Source organism: Achromobacter sp. JCM 18799 (genome assembly GCF_055395645.1).
The window spans coordinates 5939255-5957663 of record NZ_AP043866.1; the positions used below are offsets into that span (position 1 = coordinate 5939255).

Annotated in this window: 13 protein-coding genes and 1 tRNA gene; 4 read left to right on the forward strand and 10 right to left on the reverse strand. The window is 63.1% G+C overall.

What is annotated here, in order from left to right:
• Window positions 1-6 precede the first annotated feature (6 nt).
• The 8 genes from ACZ5YA_RS28120 to ACZ5YA_RS28155 form a co-directional block, all read right to left on the reverse strand.
• Window positions 7-1041, reverse strand: a complete 1035-nt coding sequence (locus ACZ5YA_RS28120; protein ID WP_124260366.1) for a hypothetical protein — start codon at window positions 1039-1041, stop codon at window positions 7-9.
• Between the two features lie 28 nt (window positions 1042-1069).
• Complete coding sequence (locus ACZ5YA_RS28125; RefSeq protein ID WP_059373752.1) at window positions 1070-1753, reverse strand: hypothetical protein; 684 nt, start codon at window positions 1751-1753, stop codon at window positions 1070-1072.
• 24 nt (window positions 1754-1777) lie between these two features.
• Window positions 1778-4039, reverse strand: a complete 2262-nt coding sequence (locus ACZ5YA_RS28130; protein WP_464091489.1) for a TcfC E-set like domain-containing protein — start codon at window positions 4037-4039, stop codon at window positions 1778-1780.
• 69 nt (window positions 4040-4108) lie between these two features.
• Window positions 4109-4630, reverse strand: coding sequence for a fimbrial assembly protein (locus ACZ5YA_RS28135; RefSeq protein WP_059373753.1), 522 nt, complete (start codon window positions 4628-4630; stop codon window positions 4109-4111).
• A gap of 172 nt (window positions 4631-4802) precedes the next feature.
• The gene (locus tag ACZ5YA_RS28140) at window positions 4803-5495 is read right to left on the reverse strand and encodes a hypothetical protein (RefSeq protein WP_464091490.1); all 693 of its coding nucleotides are present in this window, start codon (window positions 5493-5495) and stop codon (window positions 4803-4805) included.
• Window positions 5496-5807: 312 nt separating this feature from the next.
• Window positions 5808-8243 (reverse strand): hybrid sensor histidine kinase/response regulator, encoded by a 2436-nt coding sequence (locus tag ACZ5YA_RS28145; protein WP_464091491.1) that lies wholly within the window; start codon window positions 8241-8243, stop codon window positions 5808-5810.
• A 29-nt stretch (window positions 8244-8272) separates the two neighbouring features.
• Window positions 8273-9505, reverse strand: coding sequence for an EAL domain-containing response regulator (locus ACZ5YA_RS28150; RefSeq protein WP_059373756.1), 1233 nt, complete (start codon window positions 9503-9505; stop codon window positions 8273-8275).
• A 7-nt stretch (window positions 9506-9512) separates the two neighbouring features.
• Entirely contained in the window at window positions 9513-12311 is a 2799-nt protein-coding gene (locus ACZ5YA_RS28155) for an ATP-binding protein (RefSeq protein ID WP_464091492.1), read from the reverse strand.
• A 490-nt stretch (window positions 12312-12801) separates the two neighbouring features.
• Here ACZ5YA_RS28155 and ACZ5YA_RS28160 point away from each other — a divergent pair, with 490 nt between their 5' ends.
• Window positions 12802-15699: an autotransporter family protein gene (locus tag ACZ5YA_RS28160; RefSeq protein ID WP_280014993.1), complete on the forward strand. Its 2898-nt coding sequence runs from the start codon at window positions 12802-12804 to the stop codon at window positions 15697-15699.
• 172 nt (window positions 15700-15871) lie between these two features.
• On the opposite strand, the gene ACZ5YA_RS28165 is transcribed toward ACZ5YA_RS28160, so the two are convergent.
• Together ACZ5YA_RS28165 and ACZ5YA_RS28170 are read right to left on the reverse strand one after the other, a co-directional pair.
• Complete coding sequence (locus ACZ5YA_RS28165; protein WP_306634031.1) at window positions 15872-16486, reverse strand: hypothetical protein; 615 nt, start codon at window positions 16484-16486, stop codon at window positions 15872-15874.
• Between the two features lie 111 nt (window positions 16487-16597).
• Window positions 16598-16673 (reverse strand) — tRNA-Gly (locus ACZ5YA_RS28170).
• Window positions 16674-16996: 323 nt separating this feature from the next.
• Here ACZ5YA_RS28170 and ACZ5YA_RS28175 point away from each other — a divergent pair.
• The 3 genes from ACZ5YA_RS28175 to ACZ5YA_RS28185 are packed head-to-tail and all read left to right on the forward strand — an operon-like array spanning window position 16997 to window position 18409.
• Window positions 16997-17731, forward strand: a complete 735-nt coding sequence (locus tag ACZ5YA_RS28175) for a succinate dehydrogenase/fumarate reductase iron-sulfur subunit (RefSeq protein WP_464091493.1) — start codon at window positions 16997-16999, stop codon at window positions 17729-17731.
• Window position 17732: 1 nt separating this feature from the next.
• A complete protein-coding gene (locus ACZ5YA_RS28180; protein ID WP_059373761.1) occupies window positions 17733-18068 on the forward strand; it encodes a succinate dehydrogenase in 336 nt (111 codons plus the stop codon).
• On the forward strand, window positions 18065-18409 hold the full coding sequence (locus ACZ5YA_RS28185; RefSeq protein ID WP_251877703.1) for a succinate dehydrogenase/fumarate reductase transmembrane subunit: 345 nt from the start codon (window positions 18065-18067) through the stop codon (window positions 18407-18409). Before ACZ5YA_RS28180 ends, ACZ5YA_RS28185 begins: the two co-directional genes overlap by 4 nt.

The window sequence follows — 18409 nt, forward strand, 5'->3', positions numbered from 1 at the left end:
CATGAGCTAAGGTCGTGCGACGACCGTGAAGGTGAGCACGTCGCTGTAGTCGCCTTCCTTCGCCGCCTTGGGCGTGTCGGCCGTGAACGTGGGGATGAAGCAATCGCGTCCGTTGTTGCCCAAGGCGGACACGACATTGCCGGTGTTGGGCAGCGCGACCTCGGTACTGGTCGTCGCGTTCCGCAGCACGACTCGGTATGGCACCGTGTCGGAAGGCGAGGTCAGGTGCTTGAGTTGGTACCAGCCATTGCCCGACAGGCCGTTCTGGTTGGTCGCGTTGATGGCGTAGCGCGATCCTGTCCATTTGAGGTGGTCATAGGTGAAGCACAACTCTTCGCCGGCGCCAGAAAATGGCCTTTCCGCAGGCGCTCCGGGCAGCAACTCTCCGAGGTTCCAGTCCGGCGCGGTCATGTGGATCTTGGGAGCCTCAGGTGGGGGCGGAATCTTCGGATCGGTGATGGTATTGCAGTTGCCCGTTGAGCTGTCTGCGCCGATATAGGCCAGTCCGGTTATTTCGACGATGTCGTTCTTTTGCGTGACGTTCGCTGCTCTTACCCCAATGGCAGGCCACGGTGCAAGGTGCTTGTTATCGATAACGACCGTTACCCGCACGACTCTCGCGGATGGATCGCGCCAGCTCGTGGCGTAACGGGAATCACTGTTATCGTAGGATGCGTAGTCAATGCCGCTTGTTCTACCCCAGTGCCGAACGCCATCCATGTAGACAGCACTGGCATAGTGACCAGACTGCTGCAGTTTGCCATCTTTCTCATAGGTGTATATAAGGATTCCTCGGCTCTGGAACCACCCGCTATGCCTGCCTAGGTGACCTTGAATGTTCTTATAGCTGATGGTCACGCCCAGCGTGCTGGTGCCATTGCCATTGTTTTGGTAGGTGCAATTGCTATAGCCGTTGCTCAGGTTGCTGTAGTAGATGCCCCGCCATGCCAAGGCGTCACTACTGGCGATCATCGCGCTTGTTGCCAGTACGGCAGCAACTGGTCGCGGCATCATCCATCCTTTGAAATTCGGCAATCTCATGGTTGGTCCCTCGTACATTGCGCCATGCTCATCCGCGGCAATCGAAACCCTGCGGCGCATCGCCGATCAGCATCGTGAGCTTCTTGCCCTCGAAGCGCCGCGACATGCCGGGAAACAACACCACCCGGTTCTGCTCCTGCTTGCGGTCCGGCGATGCGATATCCGCCAGGACCAGCGACACATTGCCGGTATTCTCCAGCCTCACACCCGCGTCTTCGCAGCGATGCGACCAGCCCGACCGTTGCTGACCCGGAGGAGGCATGTGCTGGACCAGCACGCCATAACCTATGGAAACTGACATGGGCGCGCTGATCTTGTCCTGGGGCGCCTCTTCGACCTGCATCGCCCTCACTGGCACGACGTACAGGCGGTACATCTCTTCCGCGGTGGGCACGGATAGCGACTTCAGGCTGATCGCGCGGCTTTGGCCCGGTCCCAGCGTCAATTTGTCCGGACTGGCGAGCAGGCCGGGATGCTCGAGTTGGCTCAGCGGCACCTGCTCCTCGGGGTCGAAGCCGGGATTCTTCACCTTCTGCAGCGTGGCCGACAGGTAGAGCGGCGCGTCGCCAACGTTCTTGACGGTGACGCCGTAGTCGTGGCCATTGAAGACCTTGATCCGGGCCGGCATCACCAGCAGCTCGCCTTCGGCTTGAGCCGACGGCGCGGCCAGCAGCATCGAAGCGAATAGCGTGAGCAGGGTCTTGCGTGGCATCGTGGTTCCTCTTCGGATATCAGGTTATCGGCAGCGGTAGTAGCTGCCGTTGATGGCGTTGCCGAGGTCGCAGGTGTAGTTCCTGCCGGGTTGCCGCAGCGTGATCTTGGTAAGCACCGTCTTGCTGGCGATGGAGAACAGTCCGTTGGGGTACGCCGTGTCGCCAGTTTCCTGGATGGTTCCGCCCAGGGGCTTGTCGGACGGATCCATCAGGATGCCGCTGTAGACCATGTTGATCGCCACCTTGGCTCGCGCCGCGTACACCTGACCAGGATGGGCGCGCACGACGTTGGCAGGGACTTCGATGCTCATGTCCATGTGCTCGCTGTTGCTCAGGACGCGGGCGAAGGGAACGTCGCGGTATTGGCCTAGCGGTACGGCGTAGGTGCTGCCGCCGCCGACCGGATGGCCTTCCACGCTGAATCCGTAGGCGGTGCCGTCGATGGCGGGCGTGTCCAGCAACATGGCGCTGCCGCTGCTGCTGTAGCGTCCTACCGCTATGCCCGTGGCGCTGGCCGCCAGCATGCTGCGGTAGTTGAAATCCGCGTTGCTGCCGAAGTCGCTGTGGCCCAGGTTGAGGGAGGTGTCGCCACGAGTGCCGGAGCGGCTGCCGTAAACACTGACGCTGTTGCTTGTGCTGCTCCGGTTGACCGTGACGCCAGCCGTCGAGGTGCCGTAGCTGTCCTCGAAATCCTTGCGATAGTCGCCGCTGAGTTGCGTTTCGCCGCCCTGGCGGGCCGCGCGGAAGCTGGCTTGCGTCTCGTCCAGGGTCCAGCTCATGTTGAAGTACACGGCGTAGCCGTCGTCGCCCCGGCCGTACCCGCCCTTTTGCACGCCCAGGGAAAAGGTCGACCACAGGCCGTTGGGGCGGTAGTTCCAGCGCGCTTTGGCTTGCTGTATTTCGCCGCGGCTGTGCTTGTTGTAGTTGTAGCCCAGCATGACATCGCCCACGCTTCTGCTGTATGAAAAGCTGGTGCTGGGCGCGCCCCAATAGAAGCGCGATACGTCTGAAATCTGATAGCGGCTGGCCGAGAGGCTGCCCAGCAAGGGGTCGTTCATCGACAGGTTGAAATAGCCGCCCGCGCCGCGTTCGCCGCCTAGGACGCCCACTGTGGGAGTGAGGTCAGCCGTGCCGATGCGGGAGGGGCGCGTGATGTTCAGCTCGCCCGCCCAGCGGGACTGGTCGCCGCTGATGAACGAGGCGTTCAGGTAGAACTGGCTCAGGTTGCGGCTGACGGCAGCTTGAAGCAGCTGGCCGCCTGCGCCCATTTCCTTGCCCGCGGTCATGTGCCAGGAATTGCCGCCGCCGCCGTTGAAATTCAGGTTGTTGATGTCGCGCGTTTCGCGGTTGATCAGATTGCCGTTGCGGTCCACCAGCCGGATCTCCACCGGGTAGTAGCCGCCAGGCAGGTCGATGAAGCTGATTTCATTGCGGCCGAGTATGGCGGGCCGCTTCAGGATGAGACGCCCGTTGCGGTAGAACTCGTAGTTTCCTTCGGCGGTGGAATACAGCACCAGCGAACCCGTATCGCGGTCGGCCCGCAAATGGTTCTGGCTGCCGATGGTGACGAACTGATCGAAGCTGGGCGACAGCATGGTGCTGACCGAGCCCGAGGCGTAGTCGAGGCTGTTCTGCTTGCCTGCCCGCACGTAGGTGCCGTGAAAATTCTTCTGCAGGAAGTAAGAGGATATCCCTTGACCGCCATTGCTGCGGCCGCGCATGCGATTGCGGCTGCCGTACCAGCTCATGTAGCCGAAGCTGCGCAGCGGCAGGCCCAGCCATGTCGTGCCGCTGAGATTCATGGCGCGATAGCTGTCGGAGGATCCGCGCAGGTCCAGGGACTGATTGTTGATCAGCCCCCAGGTGGTCGCGGGAGATAGGTAGTCGTCGCGCGAGCTTCTGATCTGCAATGTGCGGCGGATCTTGTCGATGGTGACGTAGTGTTCCGCCACGCGCACGTCACAACCGTTGACGCATTGCTTGTAGTCGACCGCGGAAACTACCTGGCGGATGGTTTCTATTTCTTCCACCGTGATACCGTTTTCCGCATACTTGACCGGGTCGAACGCGAGCCGGTTCTGCTCCAGCGAATAGGCGATCAATCCGGGCAGCGTCCTGCCGTTGAAGCTGGAGACGTAGCTTGCGCTATTGTCCATTTCCACCGCGCTGAAGCCTTCGGGGATGCCGTAGGAAATCTTCACTTGCGCAAAGACCTGGGTGGAGGTAGCGGCAAGCACGCACGGCAGGATTTTTTTGAGGCAAAAGGAAACCCGATGAGCGCGCATGCCCTGCAATCCATAAGGGGGAAGGAAGAGCCCCGGACGAGGCTCTGGAGAACGATGGTCGAGCGAGGCTTAAGGGGCCGGCTCGAAGAGCATGACCAGATTGCCGCTGTAGCTGCCGTTGGTGGGCTGGCCGTTGGTTTGCTGGGGGCTGTCCACTGAGATTTCCAGATTGTGGATTTCGTCAAAGCCGCCGTTGCCCTGCACGACCTGGGTAATCTTGTTGGGTTTGTCGTATGCCAGGACTTGGTCGCCTGCGGCGTGGGTCAAGATCACCTGTGCGTTGGTCATCTCGAGGTGTCCGTTGGACATTTTCAGAGGTTGGGAGAGCTTGACGTTGATCCCAGCGGTCTTCGAAAATATGCGGATCGGCAGCGTCTTGGAGAATGTCAGCTGCCTGTAGTCTGCCGGTTCGAGCTCTTCGGTGCCGTACCAGGTGGAGCCGTCGGGCTTGGACACGAAAATCGCGTCGTTGATCTGAGCCGTCAGGGTGATGCTCTTTGTGACGGTTTTCTCTGCTGGGGTAGCGGCATGCGCCACGCCCGCAAACGCGCCAGCCAATCCCAGTGCGATCAGGATCTTGTTCAGTTTCATGGATGAAAACCTGGAGTTGAAGTTGAATGAATGCCTTCGAGAGTTGTTGAAGGCGGGGTTGTGTAGCGGACGCTTCGTGTGCGTCCGACTCCATGCATCATCCTTGTTCAACCCAAGTCCAGGTCTGAGAAATTTCTCGTTCTGATTCCGATGTTGGTGGAATGCCGCGCAGCTATCGAATCTGGCCTCCAACCTTGAAGTCCCGCCATCTGTCGCCGCCCATCGTCAGCAACAAGTCCAGGCTGTCCGCACCGATGCGCGGGGATAGCAGATCTCCCTGGAACATCAGGTTTGGAAACGACCGCAGCCAGTGAAAATCGATGGCATGGTTGATATCCGAGACCAGCACCGGCAGCTTGAATGCCTGGGCGCGTTGCAGCAGGGAAAAGAACTTGCCATTCAGCATGGGCTGTTCTGAGATGCGCTCCGGGATCTTCAGGTGCAGGCCCACGACGCGCAGCACGCCGTGCGTGTTTGGCCGGCCCTCCACCAGCGTGGGATTGATCCTCACTCGCAGGCCGGCATTGAAATCATGCCGGTTCTTGTGCAGTTCGGCGTCCGGCAGCAGATCCCACGTCATGGGTATGTTCAAGGTGAACAGCGATGCGGGATAGCTCGGGCCCGCCGCGACGCCGTCGGCGGGGGCCGCGCCTAAGTGCAGGCGGCTTTGCTCCAGCGACAGGTCTAGCTCGGTGCATACGTTTCGCGCCGACCACTCGATGCGCGGGGCATCGAGCGCATAGCTGAATGACAGGGGAATGCCCTGATGTCCCTGCCGGAAGAGATGCAGCGTGTCGTGCAGTCTGTGAGCGGCGGGATCATCGATGAAATGTCGGGTCGCTTCGGCCGCGGGCAGGTCAGGCAATGCGTATTCGCATACTCGGCCATCGGCGGAGAAAACGGGTTGATAACCGACTAGCGCCGAGGGCTGACGCGCGGGGCGTAAGCCGACGCCACCGCAGGGGAGATATTCCATTTTCGGTAGTAGCGCATGCCTGCGCGTTGTCGGCCAGGATGGCGACGGCGCTTGCGCGCATGGCATGCATTCGTTTGCAGTGGTTGATTCTAGAAATCACCCACTGCATGGGCCATGGGAATATTCTCAATTGTTCCCAATGGCCTCGCGCCGAGTGAACGCGGCCTTTCAAAGAAGGGGGGCGAGTCTGACTTCGCTGATTTACTCTTTCGCGATCTCGAGCATCTTGTCTCGCAACTGCGCGACAAAGGAGGCCACCTGCTGGGGCATGGCGCCGCCCAGGCCGTCCTTGCGGTGCAGGGCGGCAAGATCATCGGCCTGGGCCAGCAGAGGGGCCATGTGCACTGCGGCCAGGCCGCCGCGTATACGATGCAGCAAAGCGCGGATATCGGCGTTGTCGCCGCTCTTCATCGAGGCTTCCAGCCGAACCAGATCCTTGTCCATGGTTTCGAGAAAGACGGCCTTGTACTTGGCGGGAACCACCGGCTTGCCGGGCCGCGGCGGTTCGGCGGTGCTCTGTAGCGGGGCAGCCGGCCGGTCGGGCTTGCGGGGAGGTGCGGCGGCGTATGCCTGGAGCCGTTGCCTGAGCGTGCGCAGGCCTATCGGTTTGGCGAGCCAGCCGTTCATGTCGGCCGCTGCGCACCGCTGTTCCTCTGCGCGGGGCGTGCTTGTGACCAGGGCAAGGATGGGGACCGTCGCGCCCTGGGCGCGCAGGGCCGCGGCGAACGCGTAGCCGTTCATGCCGGGCATGTCGGCGTCCGCCATGACCAGGTCGTAGGGCTGTATGTTCCACAATGCCAGTCCTTCGGCCCCGTCCGAGGCGACCGTGGCGTGGCAGCCCAGGCGCGCGAGCTGATCCTGCAGCGTGGCCTGGTTGATGAGATCGCTCTCCACGACCAGGACGCGCAGGTTCAGGAGGCGGTGGGCAGGCAGCGCGGCATGCGGGGGCCGATCTGTTCCGCCTTGCATCAGGTGTTGTACCGCGTAGCCGATCTCGCGCGCGGAATGGCGGTCTACCAGGACCGTGCCGCCGCCGCTGCGTGCGCTTCCCGCCACGATGCGCGGCCCTCTCCAGGGCGCATGTTCGGCATTCTTGTGCAAGGCCAGGTCGACCAACATGCCAGCCTCGTTGCCGTTGGCGACGATGCCTGCGGGGACGGTTCGGGACTGGGCCCCCCATTGCCGCAGCCACTGGGCCACGCTCTCGCCCGCTTCCTTGCGGGCGCTGCGCACCAGCACGCTTAGACCCTGCAACAGCGGTGGCGTATAGGCCAACGCGTCCGCCCGGTCCACCATGAAGGAAATGGAGAAGCTGCTGCCCAGCCCAGGTTCGCTGATGACCTGGATACGGGTTCCCATGAGCGCCGCCAGGCGGGCGCAAAGAAACAGACCCAGACCCAGGCCCGCGCCGCGCGCGGCCTGCGTTCCGGCAGCGGCCTGATGGAAGGGTTCGAACAGTTTGGCCTGCTGGGCTGCGGCGATGCCAATACCGCTATCGGCAACCTGCAGGTCCAGGCGGACCCTGGCGTCTGGCATGGCCTGCGCACGCAGCCTGGCGACGACGTGGCCGGAATCCGTGAACTTGATGGCGTTGCTCAGCAGGTTGTTCAGTATCTGCCGGATGCGTCCGGCGTCGCCGGTGACGCAGTTCGGTACCGAGGTGTCCAGGCAGCCATAGATGATCAACCCCTTGCGTTCTGCTATCGGAGCATGGGCCGCGACCGTGCTTTCGACCAGCTCGAGGGGATCGAATGCGCCGGTTTCCAGGGAGAACTGGCCTGATTCTATCCGGGCGATGTCGAGCAGATCGTCCATAAGCTGCTGAAGCGCGAGGGATGCGTTCTGGACGCGGTCGACGTGTTGGCGCTGTTCTTCGTTCAGCGCCGTCATGCCCAACACCTCAAGGGTGCCCAATACCCCATGCAGCGGCGTGCGGATTTCGCGGTTGATGGCGGACAGGATGCCCGCCCCGGATTCGTAGAGCCTGTCTGCCTGAGCCTTTGCGCGTTTCAGTAGACGCTCCATGTCGGCGCGTGCGCTGATGTCGGCGAAGGCGCACAGCACCACATCCTGCCGGCGGTATCGAGTCGGGGCATAGGCTACCGTCAGCCTGCGGCCGTCATGGGTCTTGAATGCCTCGATGTTGCCGGGTTCCCGTACTTGCAGGGCTTGCATCAAGAGGCGTCTGGCGTCGGGTGTGTCGGGCAAGACCTGGCCGGCGCCCGCGCCCAACCATTGCAGCGCCAAGGCGTTGCCGAAGACCAGCCGGCCGTTCTCGCGCGAGAGCGCACATAGCGCGCAAGGCGCCGTGGCGAGCATCGTTCGGCAGAGCGCCTCGCACTCGGCCAGCGCCTGCCGCGCCGCTCTCGCCGGCAGGATGATGCGGCGGCGGCACCAGAACCAGAGCAGCGCGCCGGCATAGAGTCCGGCGGCCAGCAACAGCAAGGTGCAGGCGAACAGCCAGATGTTGGTCTGCACGATGGTCGCGAAGTCCAGCCGCATCAGGTCGGCGTGGCGCCGTTGGATCTGTTGGCGCCCGCAGTAGAGCGCGGCGACGCAAAGCAGGACGGGCGGCATGGCGCGCAGGCACGCCATGCTCAGGCGGCGCAGGCTGCGGGCTATTCTGTTCGGCGGCATATCCGGTATCGGAGCGATGTCGGAATGCCCTAGTGGGGCGGAGACAGCGGGGCGAAATAGGAATTCGGCTCGTAGGCCAGCAACTCGCAGAAGGTCGCAACGTTGACGGCTGCGGAAATAAGGAATCCTTGTGCGACATCGCAGCCGATCCGTCGTAGCAATTCCAGGTCTTCCAGCGTTTCCACGCCTTCGGCGGTCACCTGCAGGCCCAGTTGCCGTCCCAGCTGGATCGACGCCACCAGCGCGGCCGCCAGCGACTCGTCGGCCGCGGCGCCGTTGACGAAGGCGCGATCGATCTTCACCTCGGTGTAAGGGGTGGAGATAAGGTTGTACATGGAGCTGTAACCCTTGCCGAAATCATCTTGCGACAGCCCGAACCCCTTCAGGCGCAGGCGGCTGGCTCCCATGTGGAACTGCCCGGCGAGTGTCGGCATCGCGTCCTCAAGCAATTCGAAGGTCACGTCCGAGGCGGGTATGCCGAGTCCGGAGACCATGGCATGGAGTTCGTCGGGCAACTGCGGAAGATCCAGCAGGCTGGCCGAAAGATTGACCGAAATGGGAATGCGGTGCCCTTGATCGCGCCAGATGGAATAGGCTCTCAGGCCATCGTCCAACATGCGCAGCAGCAGTTCGTGGTCCAGATCGTAGGCGCGCAGCGATGCGAGGAACGAGGAGGGCAGCATCAGGCCCAGTTCTTTGTGCTGCCAGCGGACCAGCGCCTCGGCGCCGACGATGTTGCCGGAAACGAGTGATTTCTTCGGCTGAAACCAGGCCTGGATACTGCCGTCGCGCAGGGCGTTCTCGATCATGCGCCGGTCGAGCAGAGGTCGAGACTGATCGGCGCCGGCGGGAGCTCGCGCTGGCGCCGGGGCGGTCTGCTTTCTCAGCAGGCCTGCCGCCAGGCTGCCGATCTGCTCGGTGGAAACCGGCTTGATGAAGCTTGCCATGACGGCGAATCCGCGCTCTTTTGCCATGAGTCCGATGCTGTTGCTCATCCGTCGGGAGCATCCCGTGACGATCGCCAATATCGGATTCAGGCCGCGGCAGGCGAGTTCATGAATGAACTGCGCACCGTCCATGCCGGGCATGTCCACATCCATGAGCACCAGTTGATGTTTCTCTCTCCAGATCTGGTCCAGGGCGTCGTGCGCGTCGAGCGCCGTGTCGACGTGCGGGAAGCCTGCTTCCTCGAGCATGTCTTTCAGCAAGGCGCATTGGTAGGCGTGATCATCCAGTACCAGTACTTTGAGTTTGGACAGCATTTTTTCGTCAGCCTTCGGCGTATGCGTGCAAGGTTGCGGTCAGGGCCAGGATGGGCAGTGGCTTGATCAGCACCTGATTCATGCCGGCTTCCTGCGCCTTGGTTATGGTTTCGGGCGCCGCGCAGGCCGTCACGCCGAGTATGGTTCCCGGGTAGCCGAGTTTGCGCAGGGCTCTGGCCAGCTCGTAGCCATCCAGGACAGGCATATTGATGTCGGTGATGACGGCGTCGTACTTGTCGGGATCCCAGCGTTGCAGCGCTTCGCCGCCGTTGGAGGCTATGGTGGCTGAGCATCCCAAGTACTCGAGTTGCTCGCGCAGGATGATCTGGTTGATCGCGTTGTCCTCGACCACCAGGATCCGCAGCCCCAGCGACGGCCGTTGCGTGCCGGGAGAGGGCGGCAGGACTTGTTCGCGGCCGTGTTGGGCCATGCCTACGGCGGTTCCGATACTGAATGGATTGCCCTGACTCGTGACGCCGAGGCGGCCGCCGCGCGACGCGATCGAAGCATGGTCGGCGCCTGGGGCGAGCACGCGCACCCTGCTGCCGGCCCAAGACGCTTCTGTCAGTCCGGGCGGCCAGGTCTGCAGCAAGACCGCGTTGTCGGCATCTTGTCCATGGCTCTGCCCGCGATAGGGTATGGCGATGGCGCCCCAATTGTTCAGCCACGCGCATGCGTTCGCCACGACCTCCGGAATGGCGCCGCTGACGTAGACGGCGCTGCGTCGTAGCGCTATGGGCGATGCCGGTTCCATTTCGGCTACGTCGAGCACGACGGTGAACGTGATGCTGGTACCCAGGCCGACCTCGCTGACCACGGTCAGGCTGCCTCCCATCAGGTCGACCAGGCGGCGGCTGATGGCCAGGCCCAGGCCAGTGCCGGTCGCGTCCCGGCCCAGCCCGGAATGCGCTCGAAAGTAGGGCTCGAATAGCTGGGCTTGCGATTCCGCGCGTATGCCGACGCCGGTATCGGCAACCTGGAAGCGCAGCGTCACCTTGCCAGGATCGACGACGCTCGTGGATCCTCGCAGCACGACCCGGCCCGCCTCGGTGAACTTGACCGAGTTGCTCACCAGATTGTTGAGGATCTGCTGCAACCGGACCGGATCCCCCTTCACCATTGCCGGCATACCGGTGTCGGATAGGGAAAAAATCTGTAGCCCCTTGCCCTGGGCGCGAGCGGCATAGTTGGCCACGACTCTTTCCAGCATCTCCGCGGGCGAGAACTCCGAAAGGATCAGGTCCTCGTGGCCGGCCTCCATGCGGGACAGGTCCAGCGTGTCGTTGATGGTGCGCAGCAAGGTCGAGGAGGATTGCTGGACGGTTTGAAGGTATTGCTGCTGCTGGCTCGTCATGGGCGTGAGCGCAAGCAGCTCCAGCGTGCCCAGGATGCCGTACAGAGGGGTGCGTATTTCGTGGCTGATCGTGGCGAAGAACAGGGTTTTGGCGTCATTCGCCTGGTCGGCAGCCAGTTTGGCACTGCGCAAGGTGTGTTCAATTTCCTTCTGCGCGGAAATATCGCTGATGGCGCATATCACGACGTTCTCGGATTGGTAGCTGGTCGCGGCGTATGTCAGGCAGACGGTGCGTCCGTCGCCAAGCTGATACTCATGCCGGCCTGCCTGGTCTCCAGCGCTGCGCGTGTCCTCGCGCCACCTGTCGTGCGCGCCCAGCAGATGGCGTGCCGTCTCGTTCGATATGACCTGGGTGCCGTCGGCGGGGCGAACCAGGCTGAGCCCGATCGGCGCGACGTCAATGATCTTCCGGTTCAGGGCGAGGCTGTCGATGAGCGCGGTCTGATGCCGGATCGCGGGCGAAATCAGCGTCTCCCTGATGTGGCGTACCCCCAGCAGGACCACCGTGCTCAGGCAGGCCGCGATCGTGCCCACGGCCCAGAAGGCGGATGCGCCATGTTTCAGCACGTCCTGCGTCGGCACGTAGTAGATCAGTCGCCAGCCGGCTTCGCCGACCGCCTTGCTCAGCGCCAGGCTGTGGGGAAGCCAGCTGGCGCCTTGGAAGCTGAAGGAGTCGCGGGTCAATCTCGCCGACATCGAGCCGGTGGCGGAAGGCGAGGGGCCGCCGTGCAAGGCGACCCGGCTGTCGCTGTCGTAAAGCGCATAGCTTGCGCCGTCGCTGGCATGTTGCGCCGTGATGACGGAAGCGATGTCGTCGACTTCGAGCCCTACCCAGGTCTGCTCGCGGCCTGCCGTGTCCAGAGGCGTGTAGAGAAACAGATGATCGGTGGCGTCCGTCAGGGGCCTGATCCAGACGACTGGCGCGCGTCCGTCGTCCGGATCAGGCGTGGCGTGATGCGACGCCAGCGCGTCGTAGAGCCATTTTTCCGCTTCCCTGGAAATCTGGTGACCGTCCCGCCGCGTGTCGTCCACCGCCAGACGTGTCGCGCCGGAGTCTGCCAGCGTTGTGTAGACGATGCGCGCATTGGCGGCGGCTACGTCCGCCCGGTTGCGGCGGGTGAGAATCAGCGCCCATTCGTAGGCGTCCGCTCCGTTCGTCAGCGGGATCACGTTGATCTGTCCGGTCTGGCCGAAGGTCCTGGGCGTGTGCTGGGCCGGCATGCGGTCGGTGTTGCGCACCGACGAGGCAGCCACGGCCCGCAGCAGCGTTTCGCGCTGGTCGAAGAATATCTGCGCCCGGTCGGCGGCGGCGTTCATGCGGCGGCGGTAACTGGACACCTCGTCGCTGAACGACCAGTACATCAACAGCATCGTGCCGATGAGTATGCATGCCAGCAGCGCCATCGCGAGCAGGTGCAGCAGGATCATCGGCAATCTGGTGGTTGCCGGCATGTATCCGTCGGGGAGGCTGGGGGCGGCCATCATGCAAACGATGGTAGGGGCCGGGCCGGGCTTCACGGATAAGAAAATTCTGGAAGCGGGCCGGTGCCGCGCCTCGTTCCCGCGCTGGTTATGTCAATTTGTTTCTCGAATGGCTTGGAAGTCGGGAAATCGAACGCCAGTTGTATCGGTTTGGATGGTATCCAACAAGAAAAAATAAATAAATCGGATATTGGCCATTTTAATTATTTTTCGCCGATGGATGGTATCCATATTCGATTATTCAGGTTTTGGATGGTATCCAAGTTGCTGAATTAATTAATAAAGATGGTATCTATTCATTAATTTTCGGTATTGAAAGAAAAGGGGTATAAATTGCCTCCTTTTTTCGCGAAAACTTATTTCGGCCATTGGGTTTACCCGGTTACTTAATAATACTTTTATAGCGATCCGGTAATGCCCTGGATATCAAATTTATTAATCAAAACATGGAGGATTTACGTTGATACACGACACGAAGAAATGGCTGACGGCGACGCTCGCGCTGAGCGCGTCCTACTGCGGTGGCGTCGCGGCTGCGGACCTGACGGTTACGTCGGGCAATACGCAGGTGTTCGACGGCTCGGCCAATTTCCCCGGCGGGGTGGATGTCAACGGCGGCACGCTGGTGATCGGCGGCAATGGCGGCGGCTCTGGCGTTACGTTGGGCGGCAACGTCAATGCGAACTCGAACGGCACCGTCGCGGGCTTTGGCTCGATCAACGGCGATCTCAATGTGTCCGGCGCGCGCGTGGCGCCAGGCTATGAAGTCGGCACGCCTACTGGCGTCTCCAATGGCAACCTGGTCGTCAACGGCAATCTGTCGATGAACAACTCGGTGTTCAATTTCGAGACCGGCTACGCGGGGCTGCCCATTACGCAACCTGGCACCGGCGACAACATCACCGTGCGCGGCAATGCCGCCATCAACAACACCACGCTGAACGTCACGGTCAACACCCTGGGCGTCAACGCCGGCTACTACCGGATCCTGTCCTACGGCGGCAGCCTGAGCGGCAACGGCCTGACGCTGGGATCGGTCTCGGGCGATTCCGCGCCTGCCGCGACCATCCAGAACCTGACCGGCGACAAGCAGATCAATCTCATCCTGGGGCCGAGCACCACCAACCTGTGGAATGGCAACGGCGCGGCATCCGCGACCCGCTCGGGCGGCGGCAACGGCACCTGGAGCGCGGCCAGCGCCAACTGGAACAGTCCGAGCAATGCCACGGGCGCCCTGCCCGACGGCGGCTACGCGATCTTCACGGGCGCGGCCGGCACGGTGAACGTGGACGGCAGCGCCGGTCCGGTGCGCGTGTCGGGCATCCAGTTCGCCACCGATCGCTACCGCTTGCAAGGCGCTCCCATCACCCTGGTCGGCAGCGGCGGCAATCCCCCCGCGATCGTGGTCGGCGACGGCACCTATGCTTCGGGCCAATTCGTCGACACCATCGACAACCCCTTGCAGGGCACGCAGGGCTTCGTCAAGACCGGCCCGGGATCGGTCATCCTGACCGCGGACAGCAGCGGCCTCACGGGCCCCATCCTGATCGCTGACGGCGCCCTGGAGATCGACGGCAAGCTGAACGGCCCGATGGACATCGGCCGTGAAGTGGTGCTGGCAGGCGTGGGCCAGGTGGGCACCACCAACCTCTATCCCACCGCGGTCATCTCGCCCGGCAATGATGGCACACCCATGGGCACGCTCACCGTCAACGGCAACCTGACCTTTGGCCAGAACACCATCTACCGCGTGCATGCCGATCCGGCCAGCAACCTCAGCGACCGCATCCACGTCACCGGCGTCGCCTACCTCGACGGCACCGTGGCGCACGTGGGTCCTGACGGCAATTACGCGCCGCGCACGACCTACAACATCCTGACGGCGGATGGCGGCATCCAGGGCCAGTTCACCGGCGCTTCGAGCAGCTATGCGTTCCTGACGCCGACGCTCAGCTACGACCCGAAGAATGCGTACATGACCCTGACGCGCAACGATGTGCCGATCGGCAGCATCGGCGGTTCGGGCAACGAGAGCAACGTGGGCGGCGCGCTGGACAAGGAAGAGCCGCCCGCGACGGGCAACGGTTCCTCCTCGAACGGCAACGGCTCGACGTCGACCGGCAATGGTTCGTCCTCGAACGGCAACGGCAACGGCTCGACGTCGACGGGCAGCGGTTCGTCCTCGAATGGCAACGGTTCGTCCACCGCCGGCAATGAAACGCCGTCCACCGGTAGCGGATCCTCCCTGGTCGACAGCGGCATCGCCGCTGGCAAGAACACCGGCGCCAGCCAGGTGGCGGCGGCCGTGCTCGCGATGACGCCGAACGAAGCGCGTTCGGCCTTGAGGATGCTGTCGGGCGAGGCTTACGCCAGCACCGCGAGCGTGCTGCTGAGCCAGGGCGACACCGTGCGCACGCTGCCGTTGTCCCATCTGCGCGGCAACCTCGATGCGCCGGTGGTCGCCGGCCGGCCCACGGCCCAGTTGGGCGCGCCCTCGTCCGACGCCATGCCGCAAAGCGGCGCGTCGCCGGTGTGGGCGCAAGCGTTCGGTAACTGGAGCAAGTTCGGCGGCGACGGCGACGCGTCCAGCCTGAGCCAATCGTCCGGCGGCCTCTTCGTCGGCGGCGATGGCGCGGTCGGCGGCGGCTGGCGCCTGGGCGGCGCGGTCGGCTACATCGGCAGCCACAACTCGATCGACGATACGTCTTCGCGCACCAATGTGGACAGCTATACGGCGACCCTGTTTGGCGGACGGAACTTCCAGGCCGGCCCCGGCCACATCCGCTTCATGGCCGGCGCAGCCTACACCTGGCATGACATCGACGCGAAGCGCGACGTGGCGGCCGGCAGCTTGAACCAGCGTCTCGAGTCGTCCTACCACGCCTCGTCGACGCAGGTGTTCACCGAACTCGGCTATAAGCTGCCGCTGGGCGATGCCTACACCATCGAACCCTTTGCCGGTCTGGCATGGAACCAGCTGCGCACGCGCGGCTTCGAGGAATCGGGCGGCACGGCGGCCCTGCACGGGTCCAGCAATTCCGATGACGTGACCAGCACCACGCTGGGGCTGCGAGGCGGCTGGGAGTTCGGCTCCGACCGCACGCCGGGGCGTTTGACGGCGTCGCTGGGCTGGCGCCATGCCATGGGCGATGTGAAGCCCAAGCAGCAGTTGGCCTTCGAAGGCGGCAGCACGTTCTCGGTGACGGGCGTGCCGATCGCGCGCGACGCCGCAGTGTTGGGCTTGGGCGCCGAGATGGCGATCACGCGCAACACGACGGCCGGCATTGCGTACGACGCGCAGTTCGGTGGCGGCAACCGCCAGCAGTCGGGCGTGCTCAAGCTGGCTGTGCGCTTCTGATCGGACGCAGCAAGGCACAACAGGCATCGCGATTGCGGCGCCCGTTGTGCCTGTGCGGGTTGGAATCCAGGCCAAATGAAAAAGGGGCGAATCGAAAGATTCGCCCCTTTTTCAATGACTTGCTTAAGAATGCGCGCTGAGCGGGGCCAGAGCGGACGAGACGCAGTTGGTCCTAGTGCTTATCGGCCCCTTGCCATCGCAGATAAGCCGAGCGGGTAACAGCAGACACTGAATCCAGGACTTTCCGGTGATCGACCTGATGCCGCAGCATCAGCCGTGCATCGGCCACGGCGCGGGATTTGCAGAACCAATGGCAACTGTGTTGCAGCAGATACAACTCTGCCGAGAGGTGGTATGCGCGTTCTCTTGCGTCCCAGTGGCTCTCGTTGTCCACGACATGGCGCAAGCCGGATGCATGGATGTGCAGCAGTTCACGAAAATCCCGTGTCATTGCAGGCAAAAAGCGCTCGATGTATGGCACGCAGAACGAGAGCGTGCTCACGCGGGTAGCCTGTGGACTTTCCTTTTGCATGGCGTCGGCCAGCGACTGCACTTGCGCCGCTACGGCGCGTTCGGTCTGGGCGAAGGTTTCCAGCACCTGTAGCTGGCGTGTTTCGGTGTCTTCGCGGATGGCGCGTGTGTAGCCTTGCGTCAGTGTTTCCATGTGGCGCTCAAGCTGCAAACCGCCCAGATGACGCCCCAGCAGCGCAATGCGGGCGCGCTGGTAGCGCACGCGCAGCACCTGCCATGCCGCGCCAAGCACCAGCAGGATCAATGCGGTATCCATTGCCCGTGTTCCCTCATTTTCCAAGCGGCGCAAACCGCAATGAAAAAAGGGCCCGTAGGCCCTTTCTCAACGATTTTCAGAATTCCGTGAAGGAAGCTGGAAATCAAAATTTGGAGCGGGAGACGAGTCTCGAACTCGCGACCTCAACCTTGGCAAGGTTGCGCTCTACCAACTGAGCTACTCCCGCATTTTCGTTGCCTGGCGCCATCCGTGATCGTTGCGATCCGGGGGCGGTTGCGGCAAGCGAGGCGGAAGTATACCTAATTTTCAAAAACGTGCCTGAGGGGGGCTGCGGCCCGGCCGGATCCCCGTCCGGCGGCGGCCTGGAGGCGGCCAGTGATCGCCATCCGTTGAAGATGTGGCGGCGCGGCAGGCGCCGGATCGTTCGGCGCCCCCTCTGGCCAGGCAAAAAATAACTTCAAAAAATATCAACCAAATCTATATTGCTTCACCGATACGCGAGATTCAGAATTCTGTTCATGGGCGCAGCCTGTCGTCCGAGGGCGGAAAATGGATACGAAGAACTCCACGAATCAGCGACAACTCACGGTCCGCATCTCTCGGGGAACCGAAGACGGAAGCTATTCCACCTACTCGGTCCCGTGGCGGGAGAACCAGACGGTCCTGGATGTGGTGACCGAAGTGCAGCGCACGCAGGAACCGAGCCTCTCGTACCGCTATGCCTGTCGCGTCGGCGTGTGCGGGTCCTGTGCCATGACGGTCAATGGCAAGCCGCGCTGGACCTGCCGCACGCACGTGAGCCGGGTCGAGGAAGGCGGCGTGATCGTGATCGAGCCGATGCGCAACATGCCGCGGATCAAGGATCTCGTCGTCGACATGAGCGAGTTCTTCCAGAAGTGGGCGCGCGCCGGGAATACCTTTGTCGGCACGACCACGCGCAACGATCCGCCGGCGCTGGTGTCGCCGCAAAGCAAGAAGCGCAAGCAGGCAGACGCGGCCATCGAATGCATCAACTGCGGCGTGTGTTACGCGGCCTGTGACGTGGTGTCCTGGGACAAGGACTATCTTGGCCCGGCCGCCCTGAACCGCGCGTGGACGCTGTTCAATGACGAACGCCACGCCGACCCCAAGGACGTGCTGCGCAAGGCCACCTCCGGCAGCGGCTGCAATTCCTGCCACACCCAGGGCAGCTGCATGAAGCACTGTCCGGTAAGCCTCAGCCCCACCGGCAGCATTGCGGGATTGAAGCGCAGCGCCATCTTCAGCCTGCTCAAGGGGGGCTGACATGGAAGCTCGTCTTTTCGCGCTCCAGCGTCTGACGGCGATGGTGATGGCGCCCTTTGTCCTGGTGCATGTGGGCCTGGTCATCTATGCCGTGCGCGGCGGCCTGACCGCGGGCGAGATTCTCTCGCGCACCCAGGGCAACTGGTTCTGGATCGTTTTCTACGGCCTGTTCGTCGTGAGCGTGGCGGTCCACGTGCCGATCGGCGTGCGCAACATCCTGATCGAGTGGCTGCGGCTGGGCCGCGGCGCGGCGTCCGCGGTCGGGCTGGCGTTCGGCTTGGGGCTGTTCATCCTGGGCGTGCGCGCCGTCGCGGCGGTGGGAGGGCTGATGCCATGAGATCGGCGCGCAACCATCAGGCGTACTGGGCCTTCCTGGGGCATCGCATCTCCGGCCTGGCGCTGGCCCTGTTCCTGCCGGCGCATTTCTATGTGCTGGCGATGGCGCTGGACGAAGCGCGGCTGGACGGATTCCTGAAGCTTGCCGACATGCCGGCCATGAAGGTCGGCGAGTGGGGGCTGGTGCTGCTGCTGACCTTGCACATGTTCTTCGGGCTGCGCCTGCTCGCGCTGGAGCTGCTGCCCTGGAGCTCGCCGCGGGACGCGCGCATCGCCTGGATCGGCTGGGGCTTCGTGGTCTCCATGGCGACGGGCCTGGTTTTCATCGCGGGAGTGATCTGA

Bases quoted from the DNA above. Each gene is read 5' to 3' on its own strand.
- ACZ5YA_RS28120 (WP_124260366.1), bottom strand. From the start codon at position 1,041: ATGAGATTGCCGAATTTCAAAGGATGGATGATGCCGCGACCAGTTGCT.
- ACZ5YA_RS28125 (WP_059373752.1), bottom strand. From the start codon at position 1,753: ATGCCACGCAAGACCCTGCTCACGCTATTCGCTTCGATGCTGCTGGCC.
- ACZ5YA_RS28130 (WP_464091489.1), bottom strand. From the start codon at position 4,039: ATGCGCGCTCATCGGGTTTCCTTTTGCCTCAAAAAAATCCTGCCGTGC.
- ACZ5YA_RS28135 (WP_059373753.1), bottom strand. From the start codon at position 4,630: ATGAAACTGAACAAGATCCTGATCGCACTGGGATTGGCTGGCGCGTTT.
- ACZ5YA_RS28145 (WP_464091491.1), bottom strand. From the start codon at position 8,243: ATGCCGCCGAACAGAATAGCCCGCAGCCTGCGCCGCCTGAGCATGGCG.
- ACZ5YA_RS28150 (WP_059373756.1), bottom strand. From the start codon at position 9,505: ATGCTGTCCAAACTCAAAGTACTGGTACTGGATGATCACGCCTACCAA.
- ACZ5YA_RS28155 (WP_464091492.1), bottom strand. From the start codon at position 12,311: ATGCCGGCAACCACCAGATTGCCGATGATCCTGCTGCACCTGCTCGCG.
- ACZ5YA_RS28165 (WP_306634031.1), bottom strand. From the start codon at position 16,486: ATGGATACCGCATTGATCCTGCTGGTGCTTGGCGCGGCATGGCAGGTG.
- ACZ5YA_RS28175 (WP_464091493.1), top strand. From the start codon at position 16,997: ATGGATACGAAGAACTCCACGAATCAGCGACAACTCACGGTCCGCATC.
- ACZ5YA_RS28180 (WP_059373761.1), top strand. From the start codon at position 17,733: ATGGAAGCTCGTCTTTTCGCGCTCCAGCGTCTGACGGCGATGGTGATG.
- ACZ5YA_RS28185 (WP_251877703.1), top strand. From the start codon at position 18,065: ATGAGATCGGCGCGCAACCATCAGGCGTACTGGGCCTTCCTGGGGCAT.